This window comes from Bacillus sp. 9.4 (assembly GCF_055486415.1).
This window is the reverse complement of sequence record NZ_JBVFMU010000001.1, coordinates 545,089-569,654: the sequence shown is the minus strand read 5'-3', so window position 1 is coordinate 569,654 and position 24,566 is coordinate 545,089. Positions and strand designations below refer to the sequence as shown.

General features: G+C 41.9%; 32 protein-coding genes and 1 tRNA gene. 27 read left to right on the top strand and 6 right to left on the bottom strand.

The genetic code is table 11. The features are described 5' to 3' along the window. The first annotated feature begins 55 nt into the window (after nucleotides 1-55). The 4 genes from pstC to pstB (ACZ07B_RS03510) are packed head-to-tail and all read left to right on the top strand — an operon-like array spanning nucleotide 56 to nucleotide 3,492. The gene (gene pstC, locus ACZ07B_RS03525) at nucleotides 56-985 is read left to right on the top strand and encodes a phosphate ABC transporter permease subunit PstC (protein ID WP_015714268.1); all 930 of its coding nucleotides are present in this window, start codon (nucleotides 56-58) and stop codon (nucleotides 983-985) included. Further along, nucleotides 985-1,869 (top strand): phosphate ABC transporter permease PstA, encoded by an 885-nt coding sequence (gene pstA, locus ACZ07B_RS03520; RefSeq protein ID WP_464876900.1) that lies wholly within the window; start codon nucleotides 985-987, stop codon nucleotides 1,867-1,869. Before pstC ends, pstA begins: the two co-directional genes overlap by 1 nt. Nucleotides 1,870-1,889: 20 nt before the next feature. Continuing rightward, the gene (gene pstB, locus ACZ07B_RS03515; RefSeq protein WP_015384102.1) at nucleotides 1,890-2,699 is read left to right on the top strand and encodes a phosphate ABC transporter ATP-binding protein PstB; all 810 of its coding nucleotides are present in this window, start codon (nucleotides 1,890-1,892) and stop codon (nucleotides 2,697-2,699) included. A gap of 10 nt (nucleotides 2,700-2,709) precedes the next feature. Further along, on the top strand, nucleotides 2,710-3,492 hold the full coding sequence (gene pstB / locus ACZ07B_RS03510) for a phosphate ABC transporter ATP-binding protein PstB (protein WP_413358487.1): 783 nt from the start codon (nucleotides 2,710-2,712) through the stop codon (nucleotides 3,490-3,492). Between the two features lie 28 nt (nucleotides 3,493-3,520). On the opposite strand, the gene ACZ07B_RS03505 is transcribed toward pstB (ACZ07B_RS03510), so the two are convergent. Both ACZ07B_RS03505 and ACZ07B_RS03500 read right to left on the bottom strand, forming a co-directional pair. After that, a complete protein-coding gene (locus tag ACZ07B_RS03505; protein WP_413358484.1) occupies nucleotides 3,521-3,985 on the bottom strand; it encodes an endolytic transglycosylase MltG in 465 nt (154 codons plus the stop codon). After that, nucleotides 3,982-4,335, bottom strand: a complete 354-nt coding sequence (locus ACZ07B_RS03500; protein ID WP_003245993.1) for a hypothetical protein — start codon at nucleotides 4,333-4,335, stop codon at nucleotides 3,982-3,984. The genes ACZ07B_RS03505 and ACZ07B_RS03500 overlap by 4 nt, the downstream gene beginning before the upstream one ends. A 179-nt stretch (nucleotides 4,336-4,514) precedes the next feature. Between ACZ07B_RS03500 and ACZ07B_RS03495 the strand changes: the two genes are divergently transcribed. The 12 genes from ACZ07B_RS03495 (at nucleotide 4,515) to ACZ07B_RS03440 (ending at nucleotide 14,781) form a co-directional block, all read left to right on the top strand. Beyond that, on the top strand, nucleotides 4,515-4,985 hold the full coding sequence (locus tag ACZ07B_RS03495; protein ID WP_024571928.1) for a hypothetical protein: 471 nt from the start codon (nucleotides 4,515-4,517) through the stop codon (nucleotides 4,983-4,985). Then, nucleotides 4,982-6,061, top strand: coding sequence for a glycosyltransferase family 4 protein (locus ACZ07B_RS03490; protein ID WP_464876899.1), 1,080 nt, complete (start codon nucleotides 4,982-4,984; stop codon nucleotides 6,059-6,061). The genes ACZ07B_RS03495 and ACZ07B_RS03490 overlap by 4 nt, the downstream gene beginning before the upstream one ends. A gap of 83 nt (nucleotides 6,062-6,144) precedes the next feature. Then, a complete protein-coding gene (gene rpmG / locus ACZ07B_RS03485) occupies nucleotides 6,145-6,294 on the top strand; it encodes a 50S ribosomal protein L33 (protein WP_003153056.1) in 150 nt (49 codons plus the stop codon). Nucleotides 6,295-6,378: 84 nt separating this feature from the next. Continuing rightward, nucleotides 6,379-6,942 (top strand): 5-formyltetrahydrofolate cyclo-ligase, encoded by a 564-nt coding sequence (locus ACZ07B_RS03480; RefSeq protein WP_046160591.1) that lies wholly within the window; start codon nucleotides 6,379-6,381, stop codon nucleotides 6,940-6,942. Between the two features lie 66 nt (nucleotides 6,943-7,008). After that, complete coding sequence (locus ACZ07B_RS03475) at nucleotides 7,009-7,182, top strand: hypothetical protein (protein ID WP_003230126.1); 174 nt, start codon at nucleotides 7,009-7,011, stop codon at nucleotides 7,180-7,182. Between the two features lie 89 nt (nucleotides 7,183-7,271). Next, nucleotides 7,272-8,795 carry a rhomboid protease YqgP gene (gene yqgP / locus ACZ07B_RS03470; protein ID WP_464876898.1) on the top strand — a complete coding sequence of 508 codons (1,524 nt, stop codon included), beginning with the start codon at nucleotides 7,272-7,274 and terminating at the stop codon, nucleotides 8,793-8,795. Nucleotides 8,796-8,904: 109 nt separating this feature from the next. Next, on the top strand, nucleotides 8,905-9,120 hold the full coding sequence (locus ACZ07B_RS03465) for a YqgQ family protein (protein WP_004399107.1): 216 nt from the start codon (nucleotides 8,905-8,907) through the stop codon (nucleotides 9,118-9,120). A gap of 10 nt (nucleotides 9,121-9,130) precedes the next feature. Then, nucleotides 9,131-10,096 carry a glucose kinase GlcK gene (gene glcK, locus ACZ07B_RS03460; RefSeq protein WP_021480031.1) on the top strand — a complete coding sequence of 322 codons (966 nt, stop codon included), beginning with the start codon at nucleotides 9,131-9,133 and terminating at the stop codon, nucleotides 10,094-10,096. 115 nt (nucleotides 10,097-10,211) lie between these two features. After that, nucleotides 10,212-12,128 carry an LTA synthase family protein gene (locus tag ACZ07B_RS03455; RefSeq protein WP_038829727.1) on the top strand — a complete coding sequence of 639 codons (1,917 nt, stop codon included), beginning with the start codon at nucleotides 10,212-10,214 and terminating at the stop codon, nucleotides 12,126-12,128. Between the two features lie 82 nt (nucleotides 12,129-12,210). Beyond that, the gene (locus ACZ07B_RS03450) at nucleotides 12,211-13,341 is read left to right on the top strand and encodes a M14 family metallopeptidase (RefSeq protein ID WP_080121341.1); all 1,131 of its coding nucleotides are present in this window, start codon (nucleotides 12,211-12,213) and stop codon (nucleotides 13,339-13,341) included. A 67-nt stretch (nucleotides 13,342-13,408) separates the two neighbouring features. Next, nucleotides 13,409-14,464, top strand: a complete 1,056-nt coding sequence (locus tag ACZ07B_RS03445; protein ID WP_064671033.1) for a YqgU-like beta propeller domain-containing protein — start codon at nucleotides 13,409-13,411, stop codon at nucleotides 14,462-14,464. A 2-nt stretch (nucleotides 14,465-14,466) separates the two neighbouring features. After that, complete coding sequence (locus ACZ07B_RS03440; protein ID WP_003230139.1) at nucleotides 14,467-14,781, top strand: MTH1187 family thiamine-binding protein; 315 nt, start codon at nucleotides 14,467-14,469, stop codon at nucleotides 14,779-14,781. Between the two features lie 31 nt (nucleotides 14,782-14,812). Here ACZ07B_RS03440 and ACZ07B_RS03435 read toward each other — a convergent pair whose 3' ends face one another. Further along, nucleotides 14,813-14,986 carry a DUF2759 domain-containing protein gene (locus ACZ07B_RS03435; RefSeq protein WP_003230141.1) on the bottom strand — a complete coding sequence of 58 codons (174 nt, stop codon included), beginning with the start codon at nucleotides 14,984-14,986 and terminating at the stop codon, nucleotides 14,813-14,815. 156 nt (nucleotides 14,987-15,142) lie between these two features. On the opposite strand from ACZ07B_RS03435, the gene ACZ07B_RS03430 reads away from it, so the two are divergent. Beyond that, nucleotides 15,143-15,778, top strand: a complete 636-nt coding sequence (locus ACZ07B_RS03430; protein ID WP_014480263.1) for an MBL fold metallo-hydrolase — start codon at nucleotides 15,143-15,145, stop codon at nucleotides 15,776-15,778. Between the two features lie 39 nt (nucleotides 15,779-15,817). Here the strand turns inward: ACZ07B_RS03430 and ACZ07B_RS03425 are convergent, their stop codons facing one another. Further along, nucleotides 15,818-16,063, bottom strand: a complete 246-nt coding sequence (locus ACZ07B_RS03425; protein ID WP_003226300.1) for a DUF2626 domain-containing protein — start codon at nucleotides 16,061-16,063, stop codon at nucleotides 15,818-15,820. Nucleotides 16,064-16,294: 231 nt separating this feature from the next. Here ACZ07B_RS03425 and mgsR point away from each other — a divergent pair, with 231 nt between their 5' ends. Further along, nucleotides 16,295-16,675, top strand: a complete 381-nt coding sequence (gene mgsR, locus ACZ07B_RS03420) for a transcriptional regulator MgsR (RefSeq protein WP_003230147.1) — start codon at nucleotides 16,295-16,297, stop codon at nucleotides 16,673-16,675. Between the two features lie 66 nt (nucleotides 16,676-16,741). Here the strand turns inward: mgsR and ACZ07B_RS03415 are convergent. Then, nucleotides 16,742-16,812, bottom strand: a tRNA-Gln gene (locus ACZ07B_RS03415). A gap of 86 nt (nucleotides 16,813-16,898) precedes the next feature. Here ACZ07B_RS03415 and rsbRD point away from each other — a divergent pair. Then, a complete protein-coding gene (gene rsbRD / locus ACZ07B_RS03410) occupies nucleotides 16,899-17,735 on the top strand; it encodes an RsbT co-antagonist protein RsbRD (protein ID WP_015384093.1) in 837 nt (278 codons plus the stop codon). A 51-nt stretch (nucleotides 17,736-17,786) separates the two neighbouring features. Here the strand turns inward: rsbRD and ACZ07B_RS03405 are convergent, their stop codons facing one another. Next, nucleotides 17,787-19,115: a hemolysin family protein gene (locus ACZ07B_RS03405; RefSeq protein WP_464876897.1), complete on the bottom strand. Its 1,329-nt coding sequence runs from the start codon at nucleotides 19,113-19,115 to the stop codon at nucleotides 17,787-17,789. 142 nt (nucleotides 19,116-19,257) lie between these two features. Between ACZ07B_RS03405 and corA the strand changes: the two genes are divergently transcribed. The 8 genes from corA to comGG all read left to right on the top strand — a co-directional run bounded on the left by corA (nucleotide 19,258) and on the right by comGG (nucleotide 24,549). Continuing rightward, complete coding sequence (gene corA, locus ACZ07B_RS03400) at nucleotides 19,258-20,211, top strand: magnesium transporter CorA (protein ID WP_015483432.1); 954 nt, start codon at nucleotides 19,258-19,260, stop codon at nucleotides 20,209-20,211. Nucleotides 20,212-20,608: 397 nt separating this feature from the next. Beyond that, nucleotides 20,609-21,679: a competence protein ComGA gene (gene comGA / locus ACZ07B_RS03395; RefSeq protein WP_464876896.1), complete on the top strand. Its 1,071-nt coding sequence runs from the start codon at nucleotides 20,609-20,611 to the stop codon at nucleotides 21,677-21,679. After that, a complete protein-coding gene (comGB, locus tag ACZ07B_RS03390) occupies nucleotides 21,666-22,703 on the top strand; it encodes a comG operon protein ComGB (protein ID WP_464876895.1) in 1,038 nt (345 codons plus the stop codon). The genes comGA and comGB overlap by 14 nt, the downstream gene beginning before the upstream one ends. A gap of 13 nt (nucleotides 22,704-22,716) precedes the next feature. Beyond that, complete coding sequence (gene comGC, locus ACZ07B_RS03385) at nucleotides 22,717-23,013, top strand: comG operon protein ComGC (protein ID WP_129092527.1); 297 nt, start codon at nucleotides 22,717-22,719, stop codon at nucleotides 23,011-23,013. Further along, nucleotides 23,003-23,434, top strand: a complete 432-nt coding sequence (gene comGD, locus ACZ07B_RS03380) for a comG operon protein ComGD (RefSeq protein ID WP_024573390.1) — start codon at nucleotides 23,003-23,005, stop codon at nucleotides 23,432-23,434. Before comGC ends, comGD begins: the two co-directional genes overlap by 11 nt. Continuing rightward, on the top strand, nucleotides 23,418-23,765 hold the full coding sequence (gene comGE / locus ACZ07B_RS03375; protein WP_086344081.1) for a ComG operon protein 5: 348 nt from the start codon (nucleotides 23,418-23,420) through the stop codon (nucleotides 23,763-23,765). The genes comGD and comGE overlap by 17 nt, the downstream gene beginning before the upstream one ends. 25 nt (nucleotides 23,766-23,790) lie before the next feature. Continuing rightward, nucleotides 23,791-24,174: a competence type IV pilus minor pilin ComGF gene (comGF, locus tag ACZ07B_RS03370; RefSeq protein WP_406900734.1), complete on the top strand. Its 384-nt coding sequence runs from the start codon at nucleotides 23,791-23,793 to the stop codon at nucleotides 24,172-24,174. After that, complete coding sequence (comGG, locus tag ACZ07B_RS03365) at nucleotides 24,175-24,549, top strand: competence type IV pilus minor pilin ComGG (RefSeq protein WP_014480253.1); 375 nt, start codon at nucleotides 24,175-24,177, stop codon at nucleotides 24,547-24,549. Nucleotides 24,550-24,566 lie beyond the last annotated feature (17 nt).

The window sequence follows — 24,566 nt, the reverse complement described above, 5'->3', positions numbered from 1 at the left end:
AGGAGTGCGGGGACAACCGTTTCTCCTCTTAACACATTCATAGGAGTGTAAAACAATGATAAACAATAGAGAAAATATGTCTGTGAGCGAGCGTTTAATCAGCTCAAGGCAAAATCGGCAATTGGATGAAGTTCGGGGAAGAATGATTGTGACAGCATGTGCGCTGATTATGATTGCGGCATCTGTTGCGATCACCATTTTCCTCGGCGTGAAGGGGCTGCAATCTTTTCTTGTAAATGGTGTAAGCCCAATTGAATTCTTAACGAGCTTAAATTGGAATCCTACAGATACTGATCCGAAATACGGAGTGCTGCCATTTATTTTTGGCTCATTTGCAGTAACGATTCTTTCTGCTCTAATCGCTGCGCCGCTTGGCATTGCAGGTGCGATTTTTATGACAGAGATTGCCCCGAATTGGGGAAAGAAAGTGCTGCAGCCGGTGATTGAGCTTTTAGTCGGTATTCCATCTGTTGTTTATGGATTCATAGGTCTTACAGTATTGGTGCCGTTTATCGCCCAGTTCAAATCGAGCGGAACAGGGCACAGTTTATTGGCGGGAACGATTGTCCTTTCCGTCATGATTCTGCCGACGATCACATCGATTTCTGCTGATGCAATGGCTTCTCTTCCGAAGAGTTTACGAGAGGGTTCTTACGCGCTTGGTGCGACAAGATGGCAGACGATCAGAAAAGTACTTGTGCCTGCAGCTTTTCCAACATTGATGACAGCTGTTGTGTTAGGCATGGCTCGGGCGTTCGGTGAAGCTTTGGCTGTTCAGATGGTCATTGGAAATACAAGAGTATTGCCGGAAAGCCTGTTTGACACTGCGGGAACGCTGACAACGATCATCACGCTGAATATGGGCCACACCACATACGGAAGTGTTGAAAACAATACGCTGTGGTCAATGGGGCTTGTGCTTCTGGTGATGTCATTCTTGTTCATCCTGCTTATTCGCTACTTGTCATCTAGGAGGAAAGTGTAATGAACCGCAAAATAACAGATAAACTGGCGACCGGAATGTTTGGTTTGTGTGCAGCCATTATCGCTGCCATTTTAGTATGTTTGTTTTCCTATATTATTATAAACGGTGTTTCTCAGCTCAGTTTTCATTTTATTACGACAAAATCGAGCGCCATTGCAGCTGGAGGAGGCATACGAGACCAGCTGTTTAACTCCTTTTATATTTTGTTTATTACAATGCTGATTACAATCCCGCTCGGTGTGGGCGGCGGAGTCTTCATGGCTGAGTACGCGCCTAATAACAAAGTGACTGATTTCATCAGAACATGTATAGAGGTGCTTTCATCTCTTCCGTCTATTGTCATTGGGATGTTTGGATTATTGATGTTTGTCAACTTAACAGGCTGGGGATATACGATCATAGGCGGGGCGCTTGCGTTAACTGTTTTTAACCTTCCTGTCATGGTGCGTGTGACAGAAGACGCGATCCGTTCAGTCCCTAAAGATCTGAAGGAAGCCTCTCTCGCTTTAGGTGTATCACGCTGGCATACCGTAAAAACCGTTTTAATTCCAAGTGCGATTCCTTCTATCATCACAGGGGCAATTTTAGCGTCAGGAAGGGTGTTCGGGGAAGCGGCCGCATTATTATTTACGGCAGGCCTGACAACACCGCGTCTTAATTTTACGGAGTGGAACCCGTTTTCGGAAACATCACCGCTTAATATTTTCAGGCCCGCTGAAACACTTGCGGTCCACATTTGGAACGTCAATACACAAGGAATGATTCCGGATGCTGAAGCGATTGCCAATGGTGGTTCTGCCGTGCTGGTGATTTCTGTTCTTGTGTTTAATCTCGCGGCGAGATGGCTTGGCACGATGATCTACAAAAAGCTTACGGCAAATTAGAACGGAAAGAGGCGAAAAACATGTCTGAACAAATGGTAAAAGAAAAACCTGAGCGAGCTGTTATTGTTCCGAAGCAGAACCACGTGCTTGAGGTCAAAGATCTGTCTATTTTTTACGGAAATAAACAAGCCGTTCATCATGTAAACATGGATATTGAAAAAAATGCGGTGACTGCTTTAATTGGGCCGTCGGGATGCGGAAAATCCACTTTTTTGAGAAATATTAACCGAATGAACGATTTAATTCCATCTGCAAGAGCGGAAGGTGAAATCCTTTATGAAGGATTAAATATATTGGGCGGCAATATTAACGTTGTCAGCTTGAGAAGAGAAATCGGCATGGTTTTCCAAAAACCAAATCCATTTCCGAAATCGATCTATGCGAATATCACACATGCATTGAAATATGCCGGAGAGCGGAATAAAGCCGTTTTAGATGAAATTGTGGAAGAAAGTTTAACAAAAGCAGCGCTCTGGGATGAGGTGAAGGATCGTTTACATTCATCAGCACTCTCGTTATCCGGCGGCCAGCAGCAGCGTTTATGCATCGCGAGAACGCTTGCGATGAAGCCGGCTGTTCTTCTGCTTGATGAACCAGCTTCAGCGCTTGATCCGATTTCAAATGCAAAAATAGAGGAATTAATTACAGGATTGAAAAGAGAATACTCAATTATTATTGTCACGCACAATATGCAGCAGGCTCTGCGGGTTTCTGACCGGACGGCATTCTTTTTAAACGGCGAGCTTGTAGAATACGGACAGACCGAACAGATTTTCACGAGTCCGAAAAAGCAAAAGACAGAGGATTATATTAACGGGAAATTCGGATAGGAGGGCGGCAATGAGTATTGCTACCGAAGCTGTAATGAAACAGGAAGTCTATCAAGTCAATGGAATGAACTTATGGTATGGACAGCATCAAGCTTTAAAAAATATCAATTTGAGCATTTATGAAAATGAGGTTACGGCGATTATCGGGCCATCCGGATGCGGGAAATCGACCTTTATCAAGACATTGAATTTAATGATTCAAATGACGCCGAATGTAAAGCTTGCAGGTGAGCTGAACTATAATGGCAGCAACATTTTAAAGGATAAAGTGGACATCGTGGATTTGCGAAAAAATATCGGCATGGTATTCCAAAAAGGGAATCCGTTTCCGCAATCTATTTTTGATAATGTGGCTTACGGACCGAGAGTCCACGGCACCAAAAATAAGAAGAAGCTTCAGGAAATTGTGGAAAAGTCATTAAAAGACGTGGCGTTATGGGATGAGGTGAAGGATCGATTGCATACGTCCGCTCTTTCGCTGTCAGGGGGCCAGCAGCAGCGTCTTTGCATCGCCAGAGCACTTGCGACCAATCCTGATATTTTGCTGATGGATGAACCGACATCTGCACTAGATCCAATCTCAACGAGAAAAATTGAAGAACTCATTCTAGAGCTGAAAAATAAATATACAATTGTCATTGTCACGCATAACATGCAGCAGGCAGCAAGGGTTTCTGATCAAACCGCCTTTTTCTACATGGGCGAGCTTGTTGAATGCGACAATACGAATAAAATGTTCTCTAACCCGAAGGACCAAAGAACGCTCGATTACATTTCAGGAAAGTTTGGATGAAAAAAACAGGCTGAGTCAGCCTGTTTTTTTATCGTGTTAACGTTTTTACGATTTTTTTGAAACTCATGTCTGATTTTACTTTAAACTCGCCGGCACGAATTTCTTTGTGATAGCCGGCATCAATGACGTAGTCATTAAAGTCTTGAGCCGAGGAGATAATGCCCTCTTTTTCAAGAATAGCAGATACATCCGCCGTGCTCATGCCGTCTTTAATGGTGAGCTTGTAGGTTTTGACTTTGTCTGATTTCGTGTCTGAGCCGCTGTCATTGTTTAAGGATTTCTCTTTTGAATCGAGAAGTTTTTGATATTCATCACGGTTCACAGAAACCATTTTTTTAGAATCAAGGTAATTGTTCACGTCTTGTTCAGTTACTGTTTTATTATCTTTTACAGCAGCGGCCTGGTCTTCGTCAGTCAGATAAAAAACAGCTGCAAGAACGGCTGTCGCTAAAATGATGCCGCCAGCAAATGCCTGAATGCCCCGTTTTGTCATACGAGCACCTTCTCATTATCTTTGATAATCGTATTCACGTCTTCCACTGATACATGCTCAGCTTTAGCAATCGCTTCAGCTGACATACCGTTATTATATTTAGAAAGTATTTGTTTAGCGATTTTTTGATTGATGTCGTTCTGCTTTGATTTGCGAATGACAAGGTTTGTTTCCAGTAATTCTTCCTCAAGCACTGTCATTTTCTTTTTGAGCTTGTAAATTTCCTGCATCGCAGAAAGCTGCAGTGTTTCGAGTTCCTGTTCTACATCTTTCATCGGGTCTCTTTGAGAATATGAGAATGCAATTAGCGCTATACTGACGATAAACAACGCAATAATAGCAATTTCCACGTTTCATCACCTTCTATTCTTTTTTTATCCTTCTTTTTTATACCATAAAACCAATAGTTTCTAAAGGAATTCGCGAAAAAAACGAGATTTTGTCGAGAAATCTTTCTTTGCTTCTTCTTTATGTAATGGTTTAATAGGAACACGAAGTGAACGATTGGAAAGGAGAATGTTAGGAGTCCATGGATAAACACCCATTTCCCTATAATATACGACATAAGCTTTCCTTTTTTAGGGACACATTCGACATGATCATTCAAAACGCTCACACCCTGACCGTAAGCTGGGAAATCTCAGAAGAAACAATGCGGCTGGCTGAAGCGGTCCTTTTCGAAAAAACGCAGGATATGATAAAAGAATTGCGCATTGTCATCAAAAGAAAAGACATTGAAGCTGTCAGTACAAAACGCACAACGTATGATAAAGGCGAATGGACGATTAGACAGGCGGCTGGTGATGCTGTATATCGGGCTGAATACAGAATTGTGAATTCAATGAATGTCTCTCTCAAGCTTGCCGATACAGACGACATCTACCTTGATGAAAATGGGATTCGTCATATAAACAGTTTTCAGATTGAAGAAGCGCACACCAGTTGGGAGGCGCAATTTTCTGCATACACCTGTTATGAGAGAGGGGAAAAAGAACGGTGAACATTCTCATGCTTTCACCCGAACATCCCGATGAGCCGAAAAGCGGGCTCGGTGTCCATTTAAACCGCCTCATTTCCTATTTAAACCCTCATATCAACATTACAGTTTGTACTCCGAGCGGGCAGCTGTTTTCGTATGCGAAGTTTGAAGATTACATAGCTGATGCTAACTTTACAATGGTTCGCCATGTGTTATCACACAATAAACGCTTTGATCTGATTCATGCCCATGATGACACAACTGCCCCTGCCGCCCAGTATTTGAAACAACGGCTTGGCCTTCCGCTTGCTGCGACAATCCACGGTCTTGAAAGAGAAAGGAAGAAGGTGTGCCGAGAAGCCCCACACCCTTACAGGCTCAAGACCGAACGGCTCCTTATAGAGTCCGCTGATGCTTTGATCGTATTAAGCACATTTATGAAGCGGTCTCTTGATAAGGCGGCACATAAAAAATTAACCGTTATCCCGAGCCCTGCATCTATGGAGGAAGAGAAGGGGAAAATACCAAGAAGCATGAATAGAAGATTCCTCTTTTCATATGGAAGGTTTGTTCCGGAAAAAGGATTTTCGCAGCTGTTAAAGGTGTTTGCCATCTTGAAGCAGCGTCAGCCAGACCTCTATCTAGTGCTGGCTGGGGAGGGGCCGTCTCTGTCCTGCTATGAGAAATTGGCTGCGGCATATAACCTGAAGGATCGCGTCATGTTCCTGCCGTTTCTCAATAGGAAAGACATCAGAACGTTACTGTCTCACTGTGAAATGGCTGTTTTCCCTAGTACTTATGAACCGTTTGGGCTTGCCGCGCAAGAAAGCATGGAACAAGGTGTGCTGACTGTCGTTTCTCAGTCGGGTGGTTTTTGTGACTATGCCGTTCATGACAAAACGGCAGTCATCGCTGATTTTACGCGCGTACAGGAAGCGGCTGATCTGCTGGACAGCTTTTTAAAAGACCGGGAGAAAGCCCGCCGGATAAAAGAAGCTGGCAGACAACAAGTGTTCAAGCTCCACCACCCCCGACTCATTATGTCATCATATTTGCAGCTTTATGAGCGTATCTTCAATAATTCAGCAATTCATTGAAAAACAGCCTAGCATTCCGTCCATTATAGTGGTATTATATATAAGTCTGAATAAGTAAATGATTTTAGTTTGGAGGGAAAATAATGCGCGTTAATATTACTTTGGCTTGCACTGAATGTGGTGAGCGTAACTATATTTCTAAAAAGAACAAACGCAACAATCCAGACCGCGTTGAATTTAAAAAATATTGCCCACGTGATAAAAAATCTACGTTACACCGTGAAACAAAATAACAGCTTTGCTGTTTGAGGTGTAAGAAAAAAGCCAGAGCTTTGAAAAAGGTTCTGGCTTTTTTTCTATTCCGAGGGGGATGAGAGATGAAATCACAATTAAGAAAAAAGACGCTGGAGGCACTGTCTGCTTTATCAAATGAAGATCTGCTTCAAAAAACGGAACGTATGTATAAGTACTTGTTTTCTCTGCCGGAGTGGCAAAATGCCGGCACCATTGCGGTCACCATCTCCAGAGGATTAGAGATACCGACGCGTCCTGTCATTGAGCAGGCTTGGGAAGAAGGGAAACAAGTTTGCATCCCAAAATGCCATCCGGACACGAAGAAAATGCAATTTCGGACATATAAGACCGATGATCAGCTCGAAACCGTTTACGCCGGACTGCTCGAGCCGGTAATTGAAAAAACAAAAGAAGTAAACCCATCACAAATTGACTTGGTGATCGTTCCAGGTGTTTGTTTTGATGTTAACGGGTTTAGGGTCGGCTTTGGAGGCGGCTATTATGATCGCTATTTAAGTGCATATGAAGGGAAGACAGTCTCTTTGCTTTTGGAGTGCCAGTTGTTTGCGCACGTACCCAGTCTGCCGCATGACATCCCGGTACATAAGCTGATAACAGAGGATCGGATCATTTCTTGTTTTTCATAACTTTCCTGTCCCTGATTCGAGAATAAATAAGGCAGAATAACAAATCCTATTGGCAGGAGGGATATAATGAAAAAACTTTTGATATATGCCATTTTCGCTGTTTCTGCCGTCATGTTTTATCAAAATCGCTACCGTCTTATGAATACTGTACTCAGCCAGCCAGGAATCAGGCGGTCTTTTATCCATTTGTTTTTAAGAATTCCATTTATCCGCAATAAGTTTATACAGCAAGCTTTCTAAAATCCCGTGAAAAACGGGATTTTTTGCTTTCAGTAGGCGTTTGGGAGCGCCAGCTGTTATAATGAAAAAAAACTATTGGAGCGGTAAACATGTTTTTGCTGGAGTATACATATTGGAAAATTGCGGCGCACCTGGTGAATAGCGGGTATGGCGTCATACAAGCCGGTGAGTCAGATGAAATATGGCTGGAAGCGCCGGACAAGTCCTCTCATGATCTAGTTCGTCTTTATAAGCACGATCTTGATTTCCGTCAAGAAATGGTTAGAGACATCGAAGAGCAGGCCGAACGAGTAGAACGACTCAGACATCAATTGGGCAGACGAAGGATGAAGCTGCTGAATGTGTTTTTTTCAACGGAAGCCCCTGTTGATGACTGGGAAGAGATTGCAAAAAAAATGTTTGAGAAGGGAACTGTGTCAGTTGAGCCGGCGATCGTTAGAGGAACGATGCTTCGAGATGATCTTCAAGCGGTTTTTCCATCATTTCGTACAGAAGATTGTACAGAGGAACACGCTTCGTTTGAAGACGCGCAAATGGCGCGAGAACGTTTCCTTTCGCTAGTGCTGAAACAAGAAGAACAGAGAAAAACTGAAGCGGCGGTTTTTCAAAACGGAAAACCGTTTTTTGCATATTTATTTATTGCGCTTCAGATCCTGATGTTTTTCTTGCTCGAAATAAACGGAGGCAGCACTAATACGGAGACGCTGGTGGCTTTTGGAGCAAAAGAAAACAGCCTGATTGCACAAGGAGAATGGTGGCGGCTTCTGACACCGATCGTGCTTCACATCGGCATAGCGCATTTAGCTTTTAATACGCTGGCTTTATGGTCGGTTGGTACAGCGGTTGAGCGGATGTATGGATCGGGGAGATTTTTGCTGATTTATCTGGCTGCTGGCATTATGGGTTCGATTGCGAGTTTTGTGTTCAGCCCGTATCCTTCGGCAGGGGCATCAGGAGCCATATTCGGATGCTTAGGTGCATTACTGTATGTTGCTTTGTCTAATCGAAAAATGTTTTTAAGAACCATAGGAACCAATATTATTGTCATTATTATCATCAATCTGGGCTTTGGTTTTGCAGTTTCGAATATTGATAATTCAGGACATATCGGCGGCTTGATTGGCGGCTTTTTCGCTGCAGCGGCATTGGGGTTGCCCAAAGCCAGAGCCTTTGGAAAAAGATTGTTGTCAGCGGTTTTGCTGATTGCTTTGGCTGCCGGATTTTTATATTACGGATTGCATTCGCCTTCACACCAGGAGTCAGCGCTGATTCAGCAGGCAAGCGAGCTGTATCAGGAAGGAAAGTATGAAGAAGTAACAGAATTGCTGAACGGAGAAGCAGAGCAAAAAGATGCCTCTGCCGATCTTTTGAAAATTCTTGCTGTATCTGATATTCAAATCGGCGAATATGATCAGGCGGTTTCCCTTTTGGAACGAGCAGTGAAAAAAGAACCTAAAGACCATGCCTCATATTACTATTTAGCCTTATTGTATGCGGAAAAAAATGAGCTTGCACAAGCAGAAAAGGCCATTAGGCTGGCTTTAAAATTGGAGCCGAAGGAGCAGCGCTACAAGGAGCTGCAGCAACAAATTGAAAACAATAAAGAATCATAAAGGTGGAATATGGAAAGGAGGCTGGCTTTTTTGTCAGCGTTTTCTTCTTGACTGACCGCTTCCTTATGAATACGCTTATGATAGTTAAGTTCAAGAAATGGTGAGGAAAATGAATACATTTTATGATGTGCAGCAGCTGTTAAAAACGTTTGGCCACATTGTTTATTTTGGAGACAGAGAGCTTGAAATTGAGTTTATGCTGGATGAATTAAAGGAATTATACATGAACCACATGATTGAAAAGGAGCAGTGGGCCAGAGCGGCAGCTGTCCTTCGAAAAGAATTGGAACAAACAAAAAACGGAAGAGATTTCTATAAAGGCTAAGGTGATAAAAATGGACGAGATATGGTTTGCGGGCATTGACCTGGGAGGAACGACGATTAAACTCGCTTTTATTAATCAATATGGCGAAATTCAGCATAAGTGGGAAGTTCCGACTGATAAAACCGGCGACACGATTACTGTCACAATTGCAAAAACAATCGACAGCAAGCTGGATGAGCTGCAAAAACCGAAGCACATCATCAAATACATCGGAATGGGTGCGCCAGGCCCTGTAGATATGGCGGCAGGAGTTGTTTATGAAACAGTAAATCTAGGGTGGGAAAATTATGCTTTGAAAAACCATCTGGAGACAGAAACCGGCATCCCAGCTGTTATAGAAAATGACGCGAATATTGCTGCGCTCGGGGAAATGTGGAAGGGAGCGGGTGATGGCGCAAAAGACGTCATTCTCGTGACGCTTGGCACAGGAGTTGGCGGAGGCATCATTGCAAATGGTGAAATTGTACATGGCATAAATGGCGCCGGCGGAGAAATCGGCCATATTTGCAGCATCCCTGAAGGCGGAGCGCCCTGCAACTGCGGCAAAACGGGCTGTATCGAAACAATTGCGTCAGCAACCGGAATTGTAAGAATTGCAAAAGAAAAAATAGCAAATGCTAAAAAGACGACACGTTTACAAGCAACCGAACAATTGTCAGCGCGGGATGTGTTTGAAGCGGCGGGTGAAAATGATGAAATTGCCCTTGAGGTGGTTGATTATGTAGCCAAGCACCTTGGTTTGGTGCTCGGAAATTTGGCAAGCTCGCTTAATCCATCCAAAATCGTTCTTGGCGGCGGCGTATCGAGAGCCGGAGAACTGCTGAGATCAAAAGTTGAGAAAACATTCCGCAAATGCGCGTTTCCGCGGGCTGCCCAAGCTGCTGATATTTCAATCGCAGCACTTGGAAATGATGCCGGCGTTATCGGAGGCGCTTGGATCGCTAAAAATGAATGGCTGAAACATCAAAATTGTTAAAATTGTGTAAATCAAATTGATTTTTTGTTGTGCTCAGGTTAAGATTTAATTTGATGTGTTAATGAGAATGTTGGGAATAGACTGATTTTTTGAGCGTGCTGCATAGGAGGTTGAAATGCGAAAAACGTTTTTTTCGAAGATTTCATTTATGCTGATTGCCATTTTATTGATGTGGCTGAAAACGTATGCTGTTTACAAAACCAGTTTTCATATTAAAATCGACAATCTAACACAGGAATTTATTCTGTTTATCAACCCATTGAGTTTTTTGTTGCTTATTTTTGGCCTCAGCCTGTTTTTAAAAGGCAAAAACAGAAATCGCTATATTATCGCGATGAGCTGTCTTGTCACGTTTGTATTGCTGGCAAATATGGTTTTTTACCGTTTTTACAATGATTTCTTAACAATCCCTGTTCTTTTTCAAACGAGCAATATGGGTGATCTCGGAAGCAGCATCGGAACACTTCTTGAGCCGACAGACCTCCTATTAGCTGTAGATATTGTGGTTTTAATATGGCTTCACATCCGGCAAAAAGCTTTTCAATCGGACATTCCCTCAACGAAAAATGAACGGGCGGCTTATTTTTTGTTCGTTGCTTCTGTTTATTTCTTCAACCTGGGCTTGTCTGAGGCGGAAAGACCTCAGCTATTGACACGCTCATTTGACAGAGAAATGCTTGTTAAAAACATTAGCCTGTTTAATTTTCATATTTACGATGGCGTTCTTCAGTCAAAGCAATCCGCACAGAGAGCGTTGGCAGACAGCAACAGCCTGACGGAGATTGAAAACTATGTAACCGCTAATGCGAAGGATGCCAACAAACGCTTATTCGGCGCTGCAAAAGGAAGGAACGTCATTCTCGTATCCTTAGAGTCGACGCAAAGCTTCGTGATTAATGAAAAATTGAATGGAGAAGAAATCACGCCTTTTCTGAATGACTTTATAAAACAGAGCTACAACTTTAATAATGTTTACCACCAAACAGGCCAGGGGAAAACCTCGGATTCTGAATTTATCGTGGACAATTCACTGTATCCGCTTGGACGAGGTGCCGTGTTTTTTACGAATGCGGGCAATCAATATATGGCCGCTCCTGAAATTTTGAAAAACAGCGGATACTATTCAGCGGTGCTCCACGCTAATAATAAGAGCTTTTGGAATCGTGATTTAATGTACGACTCATTTGGATATGATTCGTTTTTTGATATTAACTCATATGATGTAACTGACGAAAATTCAGTCGGCTGGGGACTGAAGGATAAAGAATTTTTTGAGCAGTCTTCAGAGCTGATGAAAAATCTGCCTCAGCCGTTTTACTCGAGGCTGATTACACTGACGAACCACTTCCCGTTTGATCTTGATGAAGAGGATCAATTGATTGATGAATATGATTCAAGCAGCCAGACGCTAAATAAATATTTTCCGACAGTGCGTTATCAGGATGAGGCGCTAAAACGGTTTATCGAAAAGCTGAAGGAAGACGGATTATACGACAACTCTGTTATTGTATTATATGGTGACCATTATGGTATATCAGAAAACCATAATGAAGCGATGGGGCAGTTTTTAGGAAAAGAAATAACCCCATTTGAAGAGGTGCAGCTCCAAAAAGTGCCGCTGGTCATTCATATTCCGGGTATTACTGATAAAAAGCCGCAAACCATTGAAACAGTAGGCGGGCAGATTGATATCAGGCCGACGCTAATGAATCTTTTAGGGATTGATACGAAAGATCAAATTCAATTCGGCAACGATCTGCTTTCAGACGAAAAACTGGACTTTACGGTGCTCCGGGACGGGAGCTTTATCACAGATCAGGTTGTTTATACAGACGGTGCGTGTTATGACAAAGAGACGGGAAAACCATTAGAAGAGACAAAACAATGTGAAGCATTTGCTGATAAAGCAAAACAGGAGCTAACACTTTCTGATGAAATCATTTATGGGGATTTGTTGCGATTTTATGACCAGAAAAGGCTGGACAATTCATCAAAACGGAAAGAAAAACAAATGCTTGATCAGGCATCGTAATCACAATGTCTCCCGCGTCAAAGTGAGCGGGAGGCTTTCTTTTTTTAAATACGCTGTCATATAGTAACAAAAAAGGGGGATGATGATGGCGTTTATTACGGTGAAACCTGAGATCAAGAACAATTTGGCCAGAGTGGCGAAAGAACTGAAGATAGACGAGGAATTGCTTAAAAGTGCAAATCGCTCCGCACAAAAACATCAATTGTATTGCCCTGGTTATGTGATAGAGGAGCATAGCGGCAAAGAGCTTCAAACCATTCAGGACATAAAGCGCTTTTTACAGCCTCGGCAGCTGAAACTTTCTGATAGCTGGATTGAGCAAGAGAAAATCTATGATGATTCAGCTGTTGAAAAGGAAATAAAGAAGATTATTGATGTTTTTCCGTTTGTCTCATGCCGGGAAATTGGCCGTTCTGTACTCGGCAGGCCTATCTGGGAGCTGAAGGCTGGTGGGGAGCATGCCGTAAAAAAGGTCCATATGAACGCGTCATTTCATGCGAATGAGTGGATTACAACGTCTGTCCTGCTAAAATGGTTTAAGGAATACTGTATGTCATTATGCTGCAATTCGCCTTTCTTTGGCTTTTCTCCCATAAAGCTGTTTAACAGCACATCCTTATCCCTCGTTCCTCTTGTCAATCCGGATGGCGTTGATCTTGTTTTAAACGGATCAGAAGTCATGGGAGCCAGAAGAGATGAGCTCGAAAGGCTAAATGAACATCGTCCGAATTTTAATGAATGGAAGGCGAATATAAACGGGGTTGATTTAAATAAACAATTTCCATCATTATGGGAAATTGAAAAATACCGAAAACCGGCAGCACCCAGCTACCGCGATTTTCCGGGAATCTCTCCGCTTACGGAGCCGGAATCTATTGCGATGTACCGGCTGATCACGGAGAATCCGCCTGACAGACTGCTGGCTCTTCATACTCAAGGAGAAGAAATTTATTGGGGCTATAAAGGCCTTGAGCCTGAGGAATCTGCTGCCGTGATAAAGGATTTTGAGGAGTTAAGCGGGAACATTTATAAGGGAGTAAGGGATATAGACAGCTATGCTGGATTTCGTGATTGGTTTATTCATCATTATTTTAAGGAAGGGTATACGGTGGAACTTGGAAAAGGCCAAAATCCTTTGCCGTTTCAGCAGTTTTTACACATATATAACGCCACAAACGGCATCTTGTGGAGGGCGTTATTTTTTCATGAGTAACTGAAACTTTTTCTTTTTTCTGCCGAAGCAAATATGAGAGAATAAAGATGATCGGAGGGGAATGCTGATGAGATCAGTTTGTTTTATTCTGCTGGCGGTATTGCTGTTTAGTTTATCGGCATGCGAACCATCTCATCAGCAGCAAAAACAGGCATCGGCGGCAAAAGATGAGAAAAAAGACATCATACCGCTTTCTGCGGAAAAAGCGGATGGGGCGGAAGGCTGGCTGAATAACAGCACAATATTATATACTGCGTCTAATCCGACGAAAACAGAGCTTTTTGCGTACCGCATCTTTACAGGCAAAGCGAAAAAGCTCTATCAAACGGATGGTCAAATCGTTGATGTTCAAATCAATGCGAGGGAGCAGATGATTCTGCTGCAAATCACACATAGCCAAAAGACGGCAGTCGTTTTGCTTAATGCAGAAGGAGAGACGCTTTACGAAAAAGATTACGAAACGTATGAGCTTGAGGCTGCTTGGAATCAGTATGATCCTTATCAAATGATGGTGACGGAATTCAATGAAAACTGGGATTTCCATACATATCAGGTGAATGCTAAAAAAGACGAATCTTTCTTAAGCCCGGTACAGGTTCCGTTCATTCATTGGACATCCAAAAATACATTTGATTATGTAAAAGAGGGAAGAGACGATAAAACAGGGCCTTTATATACGTTCGATACAGCTTCTAAGACGGAACAGAAGCTTGAGGATGACGTTCTATTCTTCGATTCTTTCCATAAAATGAGTTTTACTGTCAAATCAGCTTCCGGAGGAAAAGGGACGTATCAGTTTAAAACGCCGCAATCAACATCACCTGTTACAGCGAAATGGCCGCTCCAAGCGAAATATACAAGTTTGGCTCCAATGGAGTATGACTATGATGAAGCAGGAGGCCTGTTTTATACATTCAAACAAAGCGGCGATGCATATAAGCTCGCAGCAGTCAATGTAGCATCGGGAGAGACAAAAGATCTTGTGTCTCTGCGGGAAATGGAGCCGATTCAAATATCTCCGAACGGGAAATATGCGTTATACGGCTTTCATTTTGAGCAAATTATTTTATTGAAATCACATGAAACGAAGCAACTCATCATTGATCAAAAGGAGATGGAATAACGATGGCTATCGCAGATGTAACCATTATCCCAATCGGTACGGAAACACCCAGTGTCAGTGCTTACGTAGCCGATGTGCAAAAGATATTAGAAGGATATCAAGCAGAAGGGAAAATCAAATATCAGCTGACTCCGATGAATACGCTGATCGAGGGAGAACTCAGTGACCTTTTTGCAGTCATTCAGGCAATTCACGAAGCGCCATTTCAAAAAGGATTGCACAGAGTGGCAACGAATATCCGCATCGATGACAGGCGTGACAAAAAAACGACGCTTGAGAGCAAAATAGAAAGTGTCAATAAACATTTACAGCCATAAAAATAAACCTGTATCCCATCGGATACAGGTTTTAATGTGCGGTTGGATACCCGCTGTTTATTACGGTCATCACGGTAAACCAGCCAAAGACAAATAAGGTGGCACCGGCTAATAAAAACCCGAGTATATTTTTATTTCTAACAGAACGCAAGACTCCCCATAAAGCGAAAAGAGCGACAAGGCCGAAAATCACGACAAGTAACATAACACAGCCCCCTTTACATTGAAAAACCTGCAATTCTTTCCAGTTTTATTCTACCTGTTTTTTATAGGTTTGTCGATAGCGTTTTCATTGCGATTGTTTGAATCTTTTTTTAAAAACCCTCATAATAAGAGCATAAAAAAGAAAGAGGTGATAATAGTGAAATGGAGACGAATGCCAGTAGGGCCGATTCAAGCGAACGCATATTTTCTCATCAGTGATGATCAATGCCTGATTTTTGATCCGGGCGGCGAGGGACATAAAATCAATCAATACATAAAAGAAAAAGGGCTGACGCCTTTAGCCATTTTGCTTACACATGCCCATTTTGACCATATTGGGGCGCTTGATGAAGTGAGAGAAAAATGGGATATCCCTGTTTACCTGCATCAAAATGAAAAAAATTGGCTTACGGATGCTTCTTTAAACGGCTCCGGCATGCTGCGAGGGATAGAGGTCACAGCTAAGCCTGCAGATCATCTAATTGAAGGCGACGGTGAGTTGAATATCGGGCCGTTTCATTTAGAAACATTATTTACGCCGGGACATTCACCAGGCAGTGTGTCTTACTACGTGAAAGATGCAGACTTGGTCATCTCCGGAGATGTTTTATTCCAAGGCGGTATAGGACGTACGGATTTAATAGGCGGCGATCAAGAGACGCTGCTGACGTCCATTCATGAAAAACTGCTTACGCTTCCGGAACACACGCTGGTGTTAAGCGGCCATGGACCTGAAACAGACGTACTGACTGAGCAGGACCAAAATCCGTTTTTAAATGGGTTTTCATTGTAAAGAAAGAGACAAACCGATAAGGTTTGTCTCTTTCTGCATTTAATGGCCTCCGCCGCCGGGCACCATAATAAAAATTGAGTAATATGTAAAGCCGGCGAAGAAAATTGTTAAATAAGCGCCAAAAATATAAATATACATGCGTTCGGTTAAGTTCAAATACGATAGAAACACAAATAAGATCGTCTGTCCAAAAAATAAAAGGGAAGCATCTTTCATATCACCTAAATAAAACATGACTGCAAAAATTCCCGTCCAAAATCCTAACACCCGGAACATGCGATTCATTTTTATCCCCTCCCGAGAGTCCCTCTGACTGTTATTATAATAGATCACACCTAGAAATGTAAACATTTTCATTATTAATATACAAATGGAATTTGTCCCTTTGATTGTGTTTTCTATTGTATGAATGTTTTTTAAAAAATAATCCGAAAAAAGTTCTGTAAATGGTTTAAATGAAAAATGATCCGGGTAGTTATTCTACAAAGAGATGGTTAACTGAGGAGGAAAAAACGAATGGAACAACAATTAACTTTTTACTCATATCCAAGCTGCACGTCATGCCGAAAAACAAAACATTGGCTTAAAGCACATCAAATTGAATTTAACGAACGGCACTTATTCAGAGAAACCCCGACAAGAGAAGAATTAAAGTACATTTTATCGTTAACGACAGAAGGAATTGATGAAATTTTGGCGACAAGAAGCCAGACTTTCAAAAATTTAAATTTAAACATTGAAGAAATGACGGTAAATGAGGTGCTGGAACTTTTAATCGAAAAGCCGAAGCTTTTGCGACGCCCGATTCTAGTAGACAACAAAAAGCTAGTGATTGGTTATAACCCGGGAGAACTGTTGAAGTTATCGAAGAAGAAAACGGTTCATCAATCTGCATGATGAAAAACCGAAGATCCGCTGATTTATACGAATCAGCTTATCTTCGGTTTTTCACCTGTTCAGAAACTGGGCTAGCTGGATTCGAACCAACGATCACGGAGTCAAAGTCCATTGCCTTACCGCTTGGCTATAGCCCATTGAATGTAAACATAGTATGTGTAAAGGCAGACGCGTTATACATATATAGCGTACATTTTTCAAAAACAGGAGGTAACTCATTAAGATGATAGCTCTTGATCAGCACTTAACAGAGCACAAAGAAGATATCACGCAACAATGGCTGGAAGTTTGTACGTCAAAAGGCAGCTGGCTGTATTCAGCGAAAGATCAGCAAAAATTAGAACAAAAGTTAAAAGACCAGCATGAATTATTGGTGACCATCGTAGCAAAATCCCTTAGAAAAGAAGACGTAGAGGATGAGCTCAACAGGTGGTCTCTTCAATGCGCCAGAGACCGTGCCGTTCATGAAGTGACGGTAACAGAAAGTGTCGGCCAGTTTAACACCTTCAGGCACATCATGTTTGAATGGATTCAGAAATTCAGCGAAGCTTCTTCTCAAGACATCAGCATTCAGGATTTTTATGAGTGGAGCCGGATCTTGAATCAAAACATTGATGAGATCATCGAAGTGTTTACGGAAGAATATCACCAGGTGACCATGATACAATTAAACGCGCAAAAAGAAATGATTAATGAATTGAGTGCGCCGATTATGCCGATTACTGATGGAATTGGGATTCTTCCGCTTGTCGGTGAAATTGATACGTACAGAGCGAGGACGATTTTGGAGTCTGTGCTGGAGCAGTGCTCAGCGTTAAAGCTCTCGTATTTATTTTTAGATATTTCGGGCGTTCCTATCGTTGATACCATGGTAGCCTATCAAATTTTTAAAGTGATTGACAGCACCAAATTGCTCGGCATTGAGACGATTATTTCAGGAATCAGGCCGGAAATTGCCCAAACTGTCGTGAAGCTGGGTCTGGATTTTTCGAATGTGAAAACCGAGCAAAGTCTTGCTAAAGCCCTGGCCAATAAAGGGTTTAAAATAAAAGAGTGCTGATGCCTTTGCCATGTTTATCTGAAAGATAGCAGCTGAACAGCCTTTCACGGGCTATTCAGCTTTTTTAACTTCTATAAATAAAATGTGATGGCTGTTGATGTCTTTTACCTTAAAAGAGTAGCCATCATGTTCTATGGTACTTTCAGGCTCAGCGTCTATGTTTTGTGTCAAAAACCAGCCGCCCAAGGTGTCTACTTCTGCGTCTGATAAATCGGTTCCAAGCAGGCTGTTAACATCGCTGATTAATAATTTTGCATTTAACAAGTAATGATCCTTTCCAAGTTCGCGGATATGAGGCACTTCATCCGCATCAAATTCATCACGGATTTCTCCTACAATTTCCTCGATAATATCCTCGACAGTGACCAAACCGGACGTCCCTCCATATTCATCTATGAGGATCGCCATATGAGTGCGTTCCTTTTGCATTTTCAGCAGTAGTTTATAAATAGGAATCGTCTCAATGACATGGATAACGGGCTGTACGAAAGGTTCAATTTGATGCTTCTTGATTGAAAAATCTTTCGTCAGCATGGAAAACAGCACTTCTTTCATATTAATCACGCCAATGACGTTATCTTTATCCTCTCTTACAACCGGGTACCGTGTATATTTTGTTTGCTTGACTGTTTCCTGAAGATTTGAAATGGAGTCTTCATCTAGTGACAAACTAACCATTTCATTTCGCGGCACCATAATTTCCTTTGCCATTCGTTTATCAAAGGTGAAGATATTATTCATGTACTTTAATTCACTTTTTCTGATCTCGCCGCTTTTATAGCTTTCAGCCAATAGGACCCGAAGTTCTTCCTCTGTATAAGCCAGCTCATGCTCTGATGCCGGCTTCAGCCCAAACACTCCTGTAATCAATCGGGCAGAGTGGTTCAACAGCCAAATGAATGGAAACATGATCTTATAAAACCAAATAAGCGGTTTAGCGAACAACAAGGTAATGCTTTCAGCTTTTTGAATGGCGAAACTCTTTGGCGCCAGTTCCCCGATAACGACATTTAAATACGTAACCGCTAAAAATGCGATGACGAGTGAAAGTAGGTGGGTAAGCGATTCATTTAAGCCTGCTTTATGAAAAAGCGGTCGAAGCAGAGTTTGCACAGTCGGTTCCCCAAGCCATCCCAGTCCTAAAGCTGTGACTGTGATGCCCAGCTGACAGGCTGATAAATATTCATCAAGGTGAGTGATGACATGCTTTGCCGCTTTAGCACCTTTCTTTCCTTTTGCGACAAGCTGATCAATTTTGGACCGCCGCACTTTCACGATTGAAAATTCTACGGCAACAAAAAATCCTGTTAACAAAATGAGAATAGCGACTGCTAGTAAATTGACAAATTCCAAAACAACTGCCTTCTCCAAGGAAGGCATGCACCTCCCTTTTCCGATGTCTTTCTACATTCCATACCACCTGAAAATGCTCATAAAACATGTGTGGAAGCGGCAGACTGGTTTAGTGACGCGGTTATTGGGCAATTAAAGAATAAAGAACAAAAGTTTGGAGGATCTTGACATGAAGGCACATACAGGAAAGGATTGGTTTTGGTACCAAATGGGGCCTCAAGAAAGAAGTAAGGCAAGAGATCTAATCCATTTTTCTCACTGGCCTCAGTGTGAAAAGTGGTTTGAAAATAACCACCACGTTAATTTTTTGCGGGTAGATACAACTGAAACGGAAAATGAAGCGGTATTTGGGTCGATTGTTTATGATCAGGGGCTTGGTGAAGAAAAAGACCATACTGTTTTTCACTTTTATATCACCAGACAATATTTTTTTACAATCAATTTTGACTTTTCGATTTTGAGAGAGATTAAAGGAAAAGAAGTTGTCCGGCAAATGGAAAGAGCGGACAATGCGATAGAGGGGTTTTTAATTCTTCTCGGCGAACTAATGAATGCGTATTTAATCGGTGTTGATGAATTTGAAGTAAAGCTGAGAAAGCTCAGATGGCAGATTAAAGACGACAATAGCAAAAGCATTTTAAACCGCGTCCATCTCCTGCGCCATGAACTGATGATTTGGAAAAATTTGATACTAAGCGCTAAAAAAATTGAAATGGCGTTGAAAGAAACCTTTTTACCTCAAAATGAAGAGAAAAAGGATTATCAGCGGACACAACTGAAAATTGATAGGGGATTTACATACATCAGCGAATTTGAAGGGGAGCTTAACAATCTGCTGCATTCAGAGGAAGTCATTACCTCACATAGGGGAAATGAAATTGTAAAAGCACTGACCATTTTTACGACGCTTTTTACGCCGATTACAGCTCTGGGTGCCTTATGGGGGATGAACTTTTCAGTGATGCCGGAACTGAATTGGAAATACGGATATCTCTTTTCTCTCTTATTGATTGTCACATCTACAGTTCTGATCTATCTCTATTTGAGAAAAAAAGGCTGGACGGGAGATATGCTGCAGGAGCGGAAGAAGAAAAAGAAACCTCGAAAAAGGCGGACTCTATAGGATGTTTCATATTTTGTGCAGCGTGCCCCGCTTTTTCACCAGACATATCAGGGTGACCGGATACGATGACAGAGCATCAAATCCGCAGTTTATCGATTCTTGAAAATGACCAAATGACCGGTATTGTTGCATTAGGCGACCTTTCCGTTGAAAAAGATACTGGTCAAAAAGCGAAAACAGCATAATGAAAATGGACCTCAAGCAGGCATGGTGACCATGTCTGCTTTTTTATTATTGGGAAAATTATAATGAAAGGGGCACATTCAGTTGAAAGTTTTTTTTCTTGCCAGAAAGAATTGGTTTTTCAGCATATAACATCTCACAAAATCACGTTTTCCCTGTTTGATTACCGTTTCTTCTTTTTCTACAATATGCGTTGAAAGGAGAGGGAATCAAATTGGATTCAATAGAAAAGGTAAGCAAAAACTTGATTGAAGAGGCATATCTAACAAAGGCTTCTGATATTCACATCGTGCCGAGGGAGCGGGACGCTATCATTCATTTTCGGGTCAATCATGCCTTGCTGAAAAAAAGGGACATGAAAAAAGAAGAGTGCGTAAGACTGATCTCACATTTTAAATTTCTTTCAGCAATGGATATAGGTGAAAGGCGAAAGCCGCAAAACGGTTCGCTTACGTTAAAGCTGAAAGAGGGAAATGTTCATTTAAGAATGTCAACGCTGCCCACAATTAATGAAGAAAGCCTCGTGATCAGAGTGATGCCCCAATACAATATCCCTTCGATTGATAAATTGTCGCTATTTCCGAAGACAGGAGCCACATTACTCTCGTTTTTAAAACATTCCCATGGCATGCTCATTTTTACCGGGCCAACTGGTTCAGGAAAGACTACCACATTATACTCTCTCGTTCAATATGCAAAAAAACACTTTAATCGAAATATTGTCACATTAGAGGACCCTGTTGAAACAAGGGACGAAGATGTTCTTCAGGTTCAGGTGAATGAAAAAGCCGGTGTAACTTATTCCACAGGTCTGAAAGCAATTTTGCGCCATGATCCCGATATGATTATTTTAGGTGAGATCAGAGACGCGGAAACAGCTGAAATTGCGGTGCGGGCAGCGATGACGGGACATCTGGTACTGACGAGCCTTCATACGAGAGACGCAAAGGGCGCAATTTACAGACTGCTTGAATTCGGTATCAATATGAATGAAATCGAACAGACTGTCATTGCAATAGCGGCTCAGCGCTTGGTTGATTTGGCTTGCCCGTTTTGTGAAAACGGATGTTCATCAGTGTATTGCCGCCAGTCACGAAATACCAGGAGAGCTAGTGTTTATGAGCTTCTATACGGGAAAAATCTTCAGCAATGTATTCAGGAGGCAAAAGGAAATCATGCAAATTACCAATATCAAACGCTTCGTCAAATTATCAGAAAAGGAATTGCGCTCGGCTATTTAACGACAAACAACTATGACCGGTGGGTTTATCATGATAAAGATTAGAAAAGTCTGGTCGTTAAAGGATCAAGCCAGGTTATTAAAGCGGCTCGGTGAAATGACTGCGGGCGGATATACGCTTCTGGATGGATTACGCCTGATGGAACTTCAGATGAATAAGAGGCAGGCGGCTGACTTGACAGATACGGTCACTTTTTTGAGGGAAGGGGCTCCGTTTTATCAAGTACTAAAGAGTTTGTCATTTCATAAGGAAGCCGTAGGTATTTGTTATTTTGCTGAAACACATGGTGAACTGCCTGCTTCCATGATCCAGAGCGGAGAGCTGCTGGAACGAAAAATTGCACAGTCAGACCAGCTGAAAAGAGTGCTGCGCTATCCGCTTTTCCTCATTTTTACGGTCGCTGTCATGTTTTATATGTTACAGTCCATCATCATTCCTCAGTTTTCCGGTATCTATCAATCGATGAATATGGAAACCTCACGTTCAACCGATATGCTTTTTGCTTTTTTCCAGCATATTGATCTTGTGATCATTTTGCTGGCTCTTTTTACAGCAGGTATCGGGATTTATTATTGGCTTGTGTTTAAGAAAAAATCACCTGCCCGGCAAATGCTGATTTGTGTCAGGATTCCTTTGGTTGGAAAGCTTGTCAAGCTGTTTAACAGTTACTTTTTTTCTTTGCAGCTAAGCAGCCTTTTAAAATCAGGCCTCTCAATTTATGACAGCCTTAATGCATTTAAATATCAAACGTTTCTCCCTTTCTACCGCTGCGAGGCTGAACAATTGATTGAACGGCTAAAAGCCGGTGAGTCAATTGAAGCCGCTATTTGTGGAAGCCCTTTTTATGAAACTGATTTTTCAAAAGTCATATCTCACGGCCAGCTGAGCGGCCGATTGGATCGAGAGCTTTTCACATACAGCCAGTTCATATTGCAGCGGCTGGAACACAAGGCGCAAAAATGGACAGGCATTCTTCAGCCAATGATTTATGGATTTGTTGCAGCGATGATCTTACTTGTGTATTTATCTATGCTTGTGCCTATGTATCAGATGATGAATCAAATGTGAAAGGAAGAGGCTGATGAATGAGAAAGGATTTACACTTGTTGAAATGTTAATCGTGCTCTTTATTATTTCGATCTTGCTTTTAATTACGATACCGAACGTCACGAAACATAATCAAACCATTCAAAAAAAGGGCTGTGAAGGCCTACAAAACATGGTTAAGGCACAAGTGACTGCATTTGAGCTTGATCATGAAGGACAAACTCCGAGCCTTGCCGATTTACAGTCAGAGGGCTATGTGAAAAAGGATGCTGTCTGTCCAAATGGGAAGCACATTATCATCACCGGCGGAGAAGTTAAGGTTGAACATTAAATTAAACGAGGAGGAGGGGTTTACCCTTTTAGAAAGTTTGCTTGTGTTAAGCCTTGCCTCTATCCTCCTGGTGGCCGTCTTCACTACACTTCCTCCTGCTTATGACAATACAGCTGTCCGACAGGCAGCAAGGCAGCTGAAAAATGACATTATGCTCACACAGCAGACTGCTATTTCCCGTCAACAAAGAACAAAAATTCTCTTTCATAAAAAAGAATATCAATTAGTCATTGGTGATACGGTTATTGAACGTCCGTATGCAACGGGACTTTCTATAGAACTGCTGACATTAAAAGACCGTTTGGAATTTAATGAGAAAGGGCACCCGAATGCAGGCGGAAAAATACGAGTAAAAGGCCATGCCGTTTATGACATAACAGTTTATCTAGGGAGCGGGAGAGTCAATGTGGAGAGAAAATAAAGGTTTTTCTACAATAGAAACAATGTCTGCGCTAAGCCTGTGGCTGTTTGTGCTGCTGACAGTCGTCCCCTTGTGGGACAAGCTGATAGCTGATGAAAAAATGGCGGAATCACGAGAAATCGGCTATCAGATGATGAATGAGAGCATTAGCAAATATGTCATGAGTGGTGAAGGAGCCGCGTCAAAAACGTTTACAAAGAACAATCATATCTATGCAATGAAGTGGGAGGAGGAGGGCGAATATCAAAACGTATGTATCAAAGCCGCAGCTTATAAGGAAAAATCATTTTGCCTCAGCATCCTGCAGACAGAATGGCTACACGCTTCTTAACGTATTATTTTCGCTCTCAGTCTTTTTGCTCATATCAGGATCGTTAGCTGCGATTTTCCATCTGTTTTTGTCTCGACAGCAGGAATATGACGGTTTCACACAGCAAGAATGGATGATTTCGATAGAACAGATGATGAATGAATGCAAGGAGTCACAGGCAGTTAAGACAGCCGAGCATGGGAGCGTGTTAATCTGCATCAATCTTTCCGGGCAGGACATCCGTTTCGAAATTTATCATTCAATGATAAGAAAAAGAGTGGATGGCAAAGGGCATGTTCCGATTTTAGATCATATTACTGCCATGAAAGCTGATATTAAAAATGGTGTTGTTTTGCTGAAAATTGAGAGTGAGGACCAAAAAGTGTATCAAACTGCTTTTCCAGTCTATTCGTATTTAGGAGGGGGGTGAATGTATCGTACAAGAGGGTTTATTTATCCAGCTGTTCTTTTTGTGTCAGCGCTTGTGCTGTTAATCGTGAACTTTGCTGCTGCTCAATATATTTCACGCTGCATGTTTGAGAAGGAAACAAAAGAGTTATACATAGGAGAGAATTTGCTTCAAAATGGGGTGCTTCTTTCGATTCGGCATGTTCTAGAGGAACGGAAAGGCCAGGAGGGTACGCAGCAATTTCCATATGGACGGGTTTCTTATTACATTCATGATACATCGATAAAAGAGCAAAAAGAAATCAACTTAAGAGTGTCAACGGAGTCGGGAACAGAAAGAACTGCACAGATCGTGTTTGATCAAAAACAGAAAAAACTGCTGAGATGGACAGAATAAAACAGTGTAAAGGGTAT